At 59.7% G+C, this 12,763-nt stretch carries 8 protein-coding genes; 7 read left to right on the top strand and 1 reads right to left on the bottom strand.

Features of this window, described 5'->3' with window-relative positions; translation table 11 throughout:
- Positions 1 to 62: 62 nt before the first annotated feature.
- The 6 genes from RGV06_RS11495 to RGV06_RS11470 all read left to right on the top strand — a co-directional run bounded on the left by RGV06_RS11495 (position 63) and on the right by RGV06_RS11470 (position 4,663).
- Positions 63 to 653, top strand: a complete 591-nt coding sequence (locus RGV06_RS11495) for a TerD family protein (protein ID WP_019827343.1) — start codon at positions 63 to 65, stop codon at positions 651 to 653.
- Positions 650 to 1,873 (top strand): TerD family protein, encoded by a 1,224-nt coding sequence (locus tag RGV06_RS11490; RefSeq protein ID WP_322150030.1) that lies wholly within the window; start codon positions 650 to 652, stop codon positions 1,871 to 1,873. The genes RGV06_RS11495 and RGV06_RS11490 overlap by 4 nt, the downstream gene beginning before the upstream one ends.
- A gap of 66 nt (positions 1,874 to 1,939) precedes the next feature.
- On the top strand, positions 1,940 to 2,389 hold the full coding sequence (locus RGV06_RS11485; RefSeq protein ID WP_019827346.1) for a tellurite resistance TerB family protein: 450 nt from the start codon (positions 1,940 to 1,942) through the stop codon (positions 2,387 to 2,389).
- A gap of 7 nt (positions 2,390 to 2,396) precedes the next feature.
- On the top strand, positions 2,397 to 3,443 hold the full coding sequence (locus tag RGV06_RS11480) for a TerC/Alx family metal homeostasis membrane protein (RefSeq protein WP_019827348.1): 1,047 nt from the start codon (positions 2,397 to 2,399) through the stop codon (positions 3,441 to 3,443).
- Positions 3,444 to 3,469: 26 nt separating this feature from the next.
- Positions 3,470 to 4,045 (top strand): TerD family protein, encoded by a 576-nt coding sequence (locus RGV06_RS11475; protein WP_019827350.1) that lies wholly within the window; start codon positions 3,470 to 3,472, stop codon positions 4,043 to 4,045.
- A 39-nt stretch (positions 4,046 to 4,084) separates the two neighbouring features.
- Positions 4,085 to 4,663: a TerD family protein gene (locus tag RGV06_RS11470; RefSeq protein WP_019827352.1), complete on the top strand. Its 579-nt coding sequence runs from the start codon at positions 4,085 to 4,087 to the stop codon at positions 4,661 to 4,663.
- 165 nt (positions 4,664 to 4,828) lie between these two features.
- Here RGV06_RS11470 and RGV06_RS11465 read toward each other — a convergent pair whose 3' ends face one another.
- Entirely contained in the window at positions 4,829 to 7,798 is a 2,970-nt protein-coding gene (locus tag RGV06_RS11465) for an autotransporter outer membrane beta-barrel domain-containing protein (protein ID WP_322150029.1), read from the bottom strand.
- Positions 7,799 to 7,979: 181 nt separating this feature from the next.
- Here RGV06_RS11465 and RGV06_RS11460 point away from each other — a divergent pair, with 181 nt between their 5' ends.
- The gene (locus RGV06_RS11460) at positions 7,980 to 12,692 is read left to right on the top strand and encodes an AAA domain-containing protein (protein WP_322150028.1); all 4,713 of its coding nucleotides are present in this window, start codon (positions 7,980 to 7,982) and stop codon (positions 12,690 to 12,692) included.
- Positions 12,693 to 12,763: the final 71 nt, after the last annotated feature.

Below are 12,763 nucleotides of genomic sequence, written 5' to 3'. Positions count from 1 at the left end.
GCAAAGCGTGTCAATAATCAGCAATTACCTATCGTGCTTCAGTGCAGACAAGGAGACGCTTCATGGCCATTTCGCTGTCCAAGAATCAAACCATTTCTCTCGAGAAAGAAGCTGGAACCGGTCTCAAGAAAATTCGCATGGGCCTGGGCTGGGACCCGGTCAAACCGAGCGGTTTTTTTGCCAAGCTGCTGAGCAGTGATGCCGCCATCGACCTGGATGCCTCGTGCATCCTGCTCGACAGTGCCAAGCAAGCCCTGGACCTGGTGTGGTTCCGCCAGCTCAAGTCCAACGACGGCTCCATCGTTCATTCCGGCGATAACCGCACGGGTGAGGGCGATGGCGACGACGAATCGATCCAGGTCAACCTGGAGCAGCTGCCTGCCGGGGTCAAGCACCTGGTGTTTACCGTGAACTCGTTCACCGGGCAAAACTTTGAAGCGGTAGAAAACGCCTACTGCCGCATTGTTGACGAGCTGACCGGCAAAGAGCTGGCGCGCTTCAACCTGTCGGACAAAGGCCGTCACACGGGCGTGGTCATGGCGTACATCAGCCGCACGGCTGCTGGCTGGGACCTGACCGCTATCGGTACCGTGGCCAATGGCCGTACCGCACAGGATCTGGCCAGTGATGCGGCCCAGGCGGTGCGTGCATGACGACTCTGACTCCTGGCGCCAATACCGCTGTCGCTGCCGGCAGCCTGAGCGTCACCATCAGCTACACCCCGGTGGCGGGAGCTGATCTGGACGTGTCTGCATTCCTGCTCAATGAATCGGGCAAGGTGCGCGGCGACAACGACATGTGCTTCTTCGGCCAGCAAAGTGTCAACAATGGCGCGGTCAAGCTGGTCGAGTCGGCTGCAGGTCGCAGTGTGTTCAGTGTCAATCTGGACGCCATTGATCAGGCCATCGAAAAAGTCGCCCTCACAGCGACCATTTACGAGAACAAGGCCCGGTTCGACGCCTTCCCGCAACTGACCGTATCGGTAAGTGGCGGCATCGAAGCGCCGATCCCTACACAGGGCATGCAGGAAACCGCGTTGATCCTCGGCGAGTTCTATCGCCGTCAGGGCGCGTGGAAGTTCCGCTGCGTGGCCCAGGGCTTTGCCGGTGGGCTGGCACCTTTGGCGCAGCACTTTGGCGTTGATATTGCCGCGCCTGCGCCTGCTCCGGCAGTTGCCCCGACGCCCGTTCCACCGCCTGCCCCGGCACCTGCTGCACCTGCTGCACCTGCTCCAGCCCCTGCATCGAAGATCAATCTGTCGAAGATCACACTCGACAAGCAGCGTCCGTCCATCAGCCTTGAGAAAAAGGACGGTGACTTCGGTGAGATCAAAATCAACCTGAACTGGAACCGTACCAACCCCAATGCCAGCGGCGGTGGCGGCTTTTTCGCCTCCTTGCGCGGTAAGTCCGGTGGTATCGATCTGGACGTAGGTTGCCTGTACGAGATGGACAACGGCCGTAAAGGCGCGGTTCAAGCCCTGGGTAATGCCTTTGGTGATTTCCGTGACGAGCCGTTTATCCAATTGATGGGCGACGACCGCACCGGCTCCGTGAGTGATGGCGAGTGGTTGCGCATCAACGGCAAGGAGTGGCGCAAGATGCGTCGCGTGCTGATCTACGCGTTCATCTACGAAGGTGCTCCGAACTGGCAGGCCACAGATGGCGTTATCACCTTGTACATCCCGGGTGAGCCGCCGATTGAAGTGCGTCTGAGCGAAGAGGGTGGCACCAAGGGCATGTGCGCCATCGCCTTGCTCGAAAACGTTGGTGGCAGTGTGAAGGTCAATCGCAAGGTTGAATTCTTCAAGGGCCACTCCGACATGGATAAAGCGTTCGGTTGGGGTATGCGCTGGGCTGCTGGCTCCAAATGAGCGCTATGTAACTGGCCGCCTGCCGAAGCAGGCGCCGCCCCCTCAATTTCTGACAAGGTGACTCCAATGCTCGAATGGCTCAAAACCAACGCCACTGCCGCCCGTGACAAGCTCTCGACGGAAGTCAGCAAGTTCAAGAACCGTGAATTCATGGAAGCCGTGGTTTCCGGGTGCGCACTGGTGGCGGCTGCCGATGGCAACATCAGCAGCGACGAAAAACAGAAGATGGTCGGGTTTATTCAAAACTCGAATGAGCTGAAGGCCTTTGACGTTAAAGACGTGATCAAGGCCTTCAACGCCGTCTGCGAAAAATTTGAGTTTGATCAGCAGATCGGTCGCGCCGAGGCGCTGAAGTCGATTGGTCAACTGCGTAAAAAAGAAGATGCCGCCCGTCTGCTGGTGCGTGTTTGCTGCGCAATCGGTAGCGCCGACGGCGACTTCGATGAAAGTGAGCGGGCTGCTTGCCGCACTATCTGCAATGAGCTGGGGTTGAACCCTGGCGATTTTGATCTCTGAGGACATCATGGAAAACACGGCAATTGGCTTTCCGCCAACTACCATCGCTGTATTTGTGGCTCTGGCGGTCATTGCTCTGGCAATCGACCTGTTTACCCACAAAAGCGATAAACCGGTCTCACTGACCAACGCCGCCGTCTGGTCGGTGTTCTGGGTGCTGATCTCCCTCGCCTTTGCGGGCTACCTGTACTACGCGCACGGCCCAAGCGTTGCCAGCCTGTTCGTCACCGGTTACGCGCTGGAAAAAGTCCTCAGCGTCGACAACCTGTTCGTGTTCATGGCCATTTTTGCCTGGTTCAAGATCCCGGACGCGCTGCGTCACCGTGTTCTGTACTGGGGCATCATCGGTGCCATCGTTTTCCGCCTGATTTTCGTGGCGATCGGTACCGGTCTGCTGGCGTTTGGCCCTTGGGTCGAAGTGCTGTTTGCGGTGGTCGTGGCCTGGACGGCGATCATGATGCTGCGCAGCAAGGAAGAGGATGAGGAGGAGGATTACTCCAAGCACATCGCCTACCGTTTTGCGAAAAAACTGTTCCCTGTTTGGCCGAAGCTGCACGGACATAATTTCTTTGTTTCGCGTACAGAGCTTGAAAAAGAGATCACGAAGCCGCAGAACAAGGGAATGACCCTTGTAGGCAAGGGCGCTCTTTTTGCGACACCACTGTTTTTGTGTGTGGTGGTGGTTGAGGTTTCAGACATTCTGTTTGCCTTCGACTCCGTACCGGCAGTGATTGCCGTGAGCCGTGAACCCTTGATCGTGTACTCGGCCATGATGTTCGCAATTCTGGGCCTGCGTACCATGTACTTCGTTCTCGAAGCGCTGAAACGCTACCTGGTACACCTGGAGAAATCGGTTATCGCGCTGTTGTTCTTTATCGCCGGCAAGCTGGCCCTGAACGCAACCGATCACCTGTTTGGCCACGGTATCAGCATTGATCCAAACACCAGCCTGATGGTGGTGTTGGTGGTATTGGCCATCGGTATCGTGGCCAGCATCATCTTTCCCGGTAAGGAAGAAGAGCAGTCCGACGTTAAAAACGACACGAACGCTTGATCGCACATTACTAAGGAGAATTACACATGGCACTTTCCCTTTCCAAAGGCGGCAACCTGTCCCTGTCCAAAGAAGCTCCGGGGATGACTAAAGTCCTCGTGGGTCTGGGCTGGGATGCTCGTTCCACCGATGGTCAAGACTTCGACCTGGATGCGAGCGCTTTCTTGCTCAAGGCTGACGGTAAAGTCCGCGCTGACTCCGATTTCATTTTTTACAACCAGCTAAAAAGCACTGATGGCTCGGTTGAGCACACGGGCGATAACCGTACCGGTGAAGGCGACGGCGATGACGAGGCGATCAAGGTCGACCTGTCCAAAGTGCCTGCTGACATCGACCGTATCGCGTTCACCGTGACCATTCACGAAGCCGATGCGCGCAAGCAAAACTTCGGTCAGGTTCGTGGTGCGTTCATTCGCATTGTGAACCAGGACAACAACAGTGAAGTGGCGCGTTATGACCTGGCTGAAGACGCCAGTACTGAAACCGCGATGATCTTTGCTGAGCTGTATCGCAATGGCGCCGAGTGGAAATTCCGCGCGGTCGGTCAAGGTTTTGCCGGCGGTCTCAAGCCATTGGCTGAAAGCTACGGTCTGAAATTTTAATCTGCACCCCATCAACTTTTCATATAAGGGTTCACGAACATGGCAGTAAGTCTGAGTAAAGGCGGCAACGTTTCCCTGACCAAAGAAGCTCCGGGCTTGACCGAAGTGATTGTGGGTCTGGGTTGGGATCCTCGTGTCACTGACGGCCAGGAGTTCGACCTGGACGCCTCGGTGTTCATCGTTGGCGAGAGCGGCAAAGTGCTGAACGACGGCAGCTTTGTGTTCTACAACAACAAGACCTCGCCGGACGGCAACGTTGTGCACCAGGGCGACAACCGCTCGGGCGCGGGCGATGGTGACGACGAGCAAGTAAACGTCAACCTGGCGGGTCTGTCGCAAGACGCCAAGAAACTGGCTTTCGCGGTCACCATCCATGACGCTGATGGCCGTAAACAAAGCTTTGGCCAGGTTTCGAACGCTTACATCCGCGTTCTTAACAAGGCAGACGGCAAAGAGCTGGCACGCTTTGACCTGAGCGAAGACGCTTCGACCGAAACCGCGATGGTATTCGGCGAGCTGTATCGCAATGGCGAAGAGTGGAAGTTCAAGGCTATCGGCCAGGGTTTTGCTGGTGGCCTGGCGCCATTGGCTTCGAACTTTGGCGTTAACCTGGGCTAAACCCCGGCGTTAAACAAAAGGCCCTCCCCGGTTTCGGGGAGGGCCTTTTTTTGTGCGTCTGTCCATCACCTGTGGGAGCGGGCTTGCTCGCGATGCAGGCGACACGGTCTGTCTGGATAACCGCGTGATGCAATCGCGAGCAAGCCCGCTCTCACAGGGCCCGGGTCAAAAACTCATTTGCCATTGCCCGATCAGCCCGTGGGTGCGGCTGTTGCTGCCCATGTCGCCGGTGTAGCCCACGCCCAGTGTCTGTCGGGCCGATACGCCAATATCCAGTCCTGCTTCCAGTACCAAACTGTTGCGATCAAGCGCACTGCCTTCGACATTGAACGCAGAACCACCCAGCACAAAGCTCTGATTCGTTGAACTGCTGACATCGCCATAGGTGTGCTTCCAGCCTGCGCTCAGGCGGGGCGTGAGGCTCATGCCGTTTTCCAGTTGGCTCAAATGGGCCAGACGCACGCCCAGGGTGCTGCTGACGTTGTCCTGGGTCTGCTTGTCGACGCGCAACGCGGCCGCACCGCCTTTTTCGGTGTAGCGGTCACGCTGGTAGCGTTGATAACCCAGGTTGGCAAACGGCTCGGCACTCAAGCGACCGCTGCCAAGGGCGTAACCCAGTTCGGCAAAAGCCTGCTGGCTGCTGGCGTGGTAATCGCCCTTGGGCTGGTCGGTAAAACCGTTAAACGCCACGCTGCGTTTGCTGTCCCCGTTATGGCCGCTGTAGGCCGCGCCCAGACGCACTGCCAGCGCACCGCTCTGGCGTATCCCGTAGACACCCGCATGCCAGCTGTTGACCGTGCCCTCCATAGCGCTGCTATCCACATCGGTTTTTGAGTAGCCGCCCAGCACGCCCATGCGCCAGTCCGGTGTCAGGGCCCAGTCGGCGCCCAACACGCCGCCTTTGGTGCGTTGGGTCAGGTCGCTGTTGCCGTGTGTCCCGTCCAGTCGGCCATAGCTGCCCAGCCCCTGGAGCCAGAGTCGGCCTTGGGCATTCGGGTCGTTGAGGTTGCGCACGCCGGGCGGCAGGCCGGTGGCGGCCAGGGCAGGGGTGTCCTGAGCGGCACTGGCGACCCGCAAACCGGCGCCTGCGCCCACGGACTGCATGGCCGCCAACATGCTGCTGCCCACCTGGGACGTGGCGCCCAGGGTGGCGCTGCTCAGGCTGGCGTTGCTGCTGCCCGCCAGTTGCTCGATGGCCGCCCCCGCCGCTTGTGTGCTGGTGTTGAGCAGGGCGTTATACAGCGCGTTGCCCGCCTTGAGCTGGCTCAAGCCGACGGCGGCGCTGTGGCCGTTGGTGCTGCTGGCGTAATCGGCAAAGGCCACGTCATTGCGGGCATAGGTCAGCTCGACGCTGGTGGGGGTGTAGTTGAGCGTCGGGGTGAGGAAGGCATAGTCACTGGTGACATTGCCAAACGTGCCGTCGATGGTGCCAGCGTTCAGTACGCGGTATTGGCTGAGCCACGGATAGGTGCCGCTGCCGGCATTAATGGCCAGCGTTGCACCGTTGAGGTGGGCGGTGCCACCGACCAGCACCGGCGCGCTGCTGCCATCGGCGTTGACGCCGTAGGCCAGGGTCGCGCCGTTGCTCAGGGTCAGGTCATGGGTGATGGTAGCGGTGCCCAAGTGCGGGCTGGCTTGCAGTGTGCCGTTGACCAGCAGGTTAGCGACACTGCCGCCACCGGCGTAAATGCCACCATCCTCCACGGTGAGGGAGCCACTGATGCCGCCCTGATTGATCAGGCGGGCGCCGCTGAAAATCCTGCCCCCGTCACTGAAATCGTTCTGGCTGGTGAGTGTCCAGCTACCGGATTTGACGTCCAGCCATTCGAAATTCTGGCTATTGCCCAAGCGCCCACCGGCCGGGTCATCGAAAGCTACCCGGTCGTAGCCGCTGCCGCCGTCCACCAGGCCATCGAAACGGCTGGCACTGCCCAGTGTCAGGCGGTCATTGCCACCGCCCAGGTCCAGCGCCTGGCCGTTGCTGCCACTGATCAGGCCATTGTTGATGACTTGATCATCGAACTCGCCCACAAACTTTACGGCAAAGCCGTCCAGGCCCTGGATCGTACCGTTGTTGATCAACGTGGTGGCGGCCAGGCCTGAGCCATCACTGCCGTCGTCCACCAGCACCGCATTGTTGGCACCGCTGACCCGTGCGCCTTGGGCGTTGTAGATATAACCACCACCCAGCGCGATCCCTTCGCTGCCATTGGCAAAGCCGTTCTTGTCGACGCCACCGGCGCCGGTGCCCTGGATCACCCCGTAGTTCTCAATATGGGCGATCAGGTCGATATCCACGCCATCGCCGTCACCATTGGGCTTGAGCCCGGAATAGGCGCCGGTGATGGTGCCGTGGTTGATCACGGTGCCATCACCGTCCGAGCCGAAGCCCGAACCGTTGCGCCCGGTGACGTCGCCATAGTTGATCAGTGTTGCGCCCAGGTCGGTGGTGATGCCGTGGCGCCCGCCCGAGAGGGTGCCGTAGTTGGTCACTGTCACGCCGGTTGCAGAGTCGATGTCGACACCGTCGAACTTGTTGTCGTCGTTCAGGGCGTCGCCTGTGGAAATCTCGCCGTAGTTGAGAATCGTGGCGTTGGAGCCGGTCTTCATACCGTCGCTGAACTCGCCGCGAATCAGCCCGCCTTCGCGGTTGATCAGGGTGGTTTTGACGTCATGGCTGCGCACCGCGTCGAGGTCGATGGCCTGACCGCTATCGGTTGAGCGAATAGTGCCGCTGTTGTCGATCAGCACACTGCCGCTGCTGAAGTGGGTGTCGATGCGCAAGGCATCGTTGCTGCCCTGAATCGTCGCGCCGCTGCGGTTGAAAATGCTGTAGTTGCGCTCGCCGCTTGCGCTGCCGCTGCTGTCGATGGCCCGCCCGCCCGTCGAGATCAGGCTGCCTGCGTTGTCGATGACTACCCCCGGGCCACTGGTGCCGCCCTTGAGGGTGACGGCCACTTTTGCGGTGGTCAGGCTCGCGGCCGGCTTCACCGCCAACGTATCGCTGGCGCTCAGATTGAGTGCGCTGGTGCTGGGTGTGTCCAGGCTGATGTCACTGGCGAGTGCCAGCGGGGCAACCGCGCTTGAACTTAAAAGCGCGATGGCCAGCGCAAGGCGTTGGGGGCAGAAGGGCATGTTGGGCGACCTTATCGGGAATAACCGGGCCGTCTTTTATAGCGAGAGGTTTTTACAAAATGATGTATCTGAATACCTCCTGAACCTCTGTATTGTGTCGGCCATTGTAGGAATTTTCGCTTTCTCTAGGCGCTTTCACTTTTTTCGATGCGCCCCCTTATCAAAGTGGTTCAGCTCAAACATGGATACAGTACGCGCACGTCTCGCCGGTCTGATTGAATTTGTAAAACAGACGGCACTCATGCAGAAGCGGCCGGCGTTGACCGTCACCCAACACAACGCATTCAGTGTCAGCGAAGAAAAGCTGCGGGCATTGCCGGGGGGCAGCCTGGATGTGCTGGAAAGCGACGAAGATGAAGTCTGGCTGCGGCTTGAGCGTTTGCACGAGACGCGTCCGCCCGCGCCATTGAGCCCGTTGCTGGCGCTGTGGATCGAACTCAAGGGCACGCCGCAAACCGAACCTGCCCTAAAACTGCGGGTGGCGCGTGAGGTGCTGATCGGCAGCGGCCTGTTGTCCGAGCCCGAGCTTTCGCGGTTGACCGTGGTTGGCATCGATATCAGCGAAGACGCCCCGCTTGATGAGTGGGTGAATCTTGAGGAGTGCCTGGACGCCGGCGAGATCAGGGCGCAGTTCAAGTCCTACAGCCAAACTGCTTGGCGACTGTGGGCCGCAGAGGAAAAGCTACGGCGTAAAAGCATCGAACTGTATGCCGAGTTGTTCCTGCTGGTGCAGCAGATGCAGGGCAATCTGGGAGATGCGCAACTGGAGCTGGTCTGGGGGTTAGGCGTTTCGACGTGGGAACATCCTGTGGTCGGCCTCATCCATTACCCGTTGATTAGCCAGTTGGTCGAGCTGGCCATCAACCCGGACACCATGGCCATCGAAGTCCGCCCGCGCGCCGCGCAACCCCGGCTGGAAGTGGACGCCTATGTGGCAGCCGATATTCCGGGGGTAGGCGCTTTGGCGACACTGGCCAAGGATTACTTCAAGAAAGATCAGGTCGCTATCAGTCCGTTCAACCCTTCCAGTTATGAGCCGGTGATTCGCTCTGCCTCTTCATTGCTCGATGCCCAGGGGCAATTCTTGCCGGCGACGGTTGCCGAAGGTGATCGCTCGGTGCCCAAGGCCGCTGAGCATTTGTGTGTGACAGACACCTGGACCCTGTTCGCCCGCACCCGTGACAGCAACCTGTTTATTGAAGACCTGGGCCGCTTCGAAAGCGCGATTGAAGAGATCGGTGAACTGCCCCCGGCCTTGCAGGCGATCTTGACCGAACCTTCCAGCGTACTTGAAGACGTAATCCTGCCCCCATTCCGGGGTTTGTCCTACGTCAGCGGCTCCCAAGGTGGTGATGCGCCAGGGACTAAGGTTCACGAGCTGTACTTCCCCAAGCCCTACAACGACGAGCAGGTGCAAATCATCCAACTGCTCGAAATGCACGATGGGGTGGTGGTGCAAGGCCCGCCAGGCACCGGCAAGACTCACACCATTGCCAACGTCATTAGCCATTACCTGGCCAATGGCAAGCGAGTACTGGTGACGTCGATGAAAGACCCGGCCCTGGCCGTGTTGCAGGAAAAGCTGCCCGAAGACATTCGCCCGCTGGCAATCAGCCTGCTGAGCAGCGAAGCGGACGGCATGAAGCAGTTCGAATTCGCCATTCAAAAGATTTCAGCTGAGGTCCAGCGTATCGATCGGTCGCTGTACAAGCGCGAAATCGGCCAGATCGACGACGAAATCAACACCCTCCACGGTCAGATGGCCAGTGTCGACCGTGAGATTACCCACTGGGCCGAGCGCAACCTGTCTGACCTGGAGATCGACGGTGAGCGCCTGAGCCCTACCCATGCCGCGTTGCAGGTCGCTGTGGCGCAAGACGAGGTCAACGGCTTTGCCGATCAGATCGGGGTTGGCGACGAACATCGTCCGCAATTCAGCCTGCAAGACATCATCGCCTTGCGTGAGGCGCGGTTGGCGCTCAAGGACTCGCTGGCTTATCTGGGCCACAAAGTCCCGCAACTGGCCGACTTCCCGGATGCGCAAACGCTGATTCAGGTGCATCAGGATCTGGCCCGGGAAAGCCAGTTGCAGCACAAGGAAAGTACGGGCGAGGTGCCGCGTCTGCTGGACTCCAGCACGCAGACCCTTGAGCAGGCGCAGGCTCTGGTAGAGCACCTGGAGCAATTGCAGGCACTGCGCACGCAGCTCAAAACCGCAGAGCACACCTGGGTGCCGGCCATGCAGGCCTACTTGTCGCGCAACCCCAATGCCGATGTGCTGGGGCTTTTTGACAGCCTCAAGGGCGAGATCGAAGCGGCACTGGCCGGTCGCAAAGCATTTGTTGCCCGGCCGGTGAGCTTGTCATTCGAGCTCCAGGCACAGCCCGAGGTGATGGCCGCCATCGATAACCTGGCCCAGGGACGACGCCCGTTCGGGTTGTCCGGCCTGATCGGCAAGGGCAGCCAGAAACAGTTGCTGGACGCCATTCTGGTGCTGGGCAGCAAACCGCAAAGCGATCAGGACTGGGCGCATGTGCAAGCATTCGTGCGCTTCCAGCTGTTGGGGCGAACGCTGCTTTTGCGCTGGAATGCCCTGGCTGCCGAGATGCCGCTGCCGACCCTTGAAACCGACGCCGAACAATTACTGGCGGCGACGCGGGCGATTGAGCAGTACGGCGATATTGTCCGTGCTGAGCAGGGTGAAGTCCGTGCTCAAACCGAACTCAAACATCTGCTCGTGGACTGGGCCGACGTCAGCCAGTTGCGCAATGACGAGACTGTGCTGGGCAAGGGCGAAAGCTTTTTGCGTCATCACCTGATGCGCCACCGACTGGCTGCGACCTGGGTCATTAAACACACCTTCAATACAGCACTGGCCGGTTGTGGCGGTGCAGTGAGCGAGCGTCTGCAAGGGTTTCTGGACACGAGCCTGGGTCAACCACAGGTGACCACCGCTGAACTTCAGGTGCAGTGGTCCGAGCTGATGGACGAGCTGCGCCGGGTATTGGCCTTGGCGGATGCGCTCGGCACGGTGCAACAGGTGACGGACGTTATCGCGCAGAGCGGCGGCCTGATCTGGGCCGCCCGTTTGCGCGACGAACCGAGCACCGGCCCGGTAGATGGTCTGCTCCCGGATAACTGTCTGGAGGTGTGGCGCCTGAGCCGTTTGGCGCGGTATCTGGAGAGCATCGACGGGCGTGAAGACCTCAAGCGCCTGTTCAAGTTACGCGGTGAATTGGAGCTGAACCTGTCGCGTCTTTATCAGGATGCGGTGGTCAAGCGCACCTGGCTGCGGTTGTCAGAGAACGCTACGCCGAGTGTGAGGGCAGCCCTTGAGCTGTATCGCACCGCGATCCGTAAAATCGGCAAAGGGACAGGTGTGCGTGCCGGGCGTTACCGGCAGGACGCGCGCTTGGCCGCTGATGTCGCGATCTCGGCGATCCCGTGCTGGATCATGCCCCATTACCGCATTTGCGAAAGCTTGCCGGCCCAATACGGTGCCTTTGATCTGGTGATCATCGATGAGGCGTCCCAGTCTGATCTGACCGCGTTACCAGCGTTGCTGCGGGCGAAAAAAGTGCTGGTGGTGGGCGATGACAAACAGGTCTCGCCGGACGGCATCGGCATGGAAGAAGAGCGTGTGCAGAACATGATGGCGCGCTTTTTGGGCAATCAGGTAGGGCTCTACCGGCCATTGATGTCCCCCGAGCGTTCGCTGTATGACCTGTTCAAAGTGGTATTTGCCAAGAGCGGCACCATGCTGCGCGAGCATTTCCGCTGTGTGGCGCCGATCATCGAATACTCCAAGCGCGAGTTCTACAACCACGAACTCAAGCCTTTGCGCCTGCCGATGATGACCGAGCGCCTGGACCCGCCGCTGGTGGATCTGCTGGTGATGGACGGGGAGAAAAAGGGCAAGTTCAACCTTGGCGAAGCCAATGTAATTGTCGAGGAAATCCGCCGCTTGATCGCCATGCCGCAGATCGCGGGGCGCACCATTGGCGTGGTCTCGTTGCTGGGGGCGGAGCAGGCGCAAAAAGTGATGCAGATGCTGACCAAGGAGCTGGGTGAAGAAGTGATCACCCAGTTCCAGATCAGCTGTGGCGATGCGCGCACTTTCCAGGGCAAGGAGCGGGACATCATGTTCCTGTCGATGGTGGCCAGCCCCGGAGATTGTTTTGCCAATAGCCGAGACTCGATTGCCCAGCGCTTCAATGTGGCCGCGTCGCGGGCGCGGGACCGCATGTACCTGGTGCGCAGCGTCGAGCTCACCGACCTGAGCGCGGTCGATGGTTTGCGCCGTGGCTTGATAGAGCACTTTGAAACCCCCTTTACCCAGGACGCAGCGCAGGTCAGTGATCTGCGTGAGTTGTGCGAGTCGGGTTTTGAGCGCGATATGTACGACGAGCTCACGCAGCGTGGCTATCGGGTCCTCCCGCAGGTCGGCGTCGGGGCGTATCGGATTGACATGGTGGTCGAGGGTGACAACGACAGTCGCCTGGCGATCGAGTGTGATGGCGACCGTTTTCACGGCCCGGACCGCTGGGACAGCGACATGCGCCGCCAGCGCATTCTGGAGCGGGCGGGCTGGCGCTTCTGGCGCTGCTTCGCCTCGGCGTTCACCCTGAATCGTCAGCAGATCATCGATGATTTGCTGGCCACCTTGCAGGCAATGAACATCGAGCCTGCCAGCGGTGAAGGGGCGGCCCCCAGCATTCATGTCGAACGGCGCCAGGTGCATGGCTTTCGTCGTGCGGGTGGATCGGCAGAGGAGGGGAGTGGCCGTCGTGATGACAGCCGACCGGCCAAGGACCCGTTTCTGTTCTGGATCCCGGACGACACATTTGTCGTGAGCGATGTTGAAGCGGACCAGTCTTCCCCGCAGCTAGCCTGATATGCGCAAGCACACAGGTTTTGGGGGCAACTCAAAACCTGGCACGTGCAGGAACCAATGTGGGGGTGGGC

The sequence above is a fragment of the Pseudomonas sp. CCI3.1 genome, from assembly GCF_034313985.1.
Lineage (GTDB): Bacteria > Pseudomonadota > Gammaproteobacteria > Pseudomonadales > Pseudomonadaceae > Aquipseudomonas > Aquipseudomonas psychrophila.
This window is presented reverse-complemented; position numbering and strand designations above follow the sequence as displayed.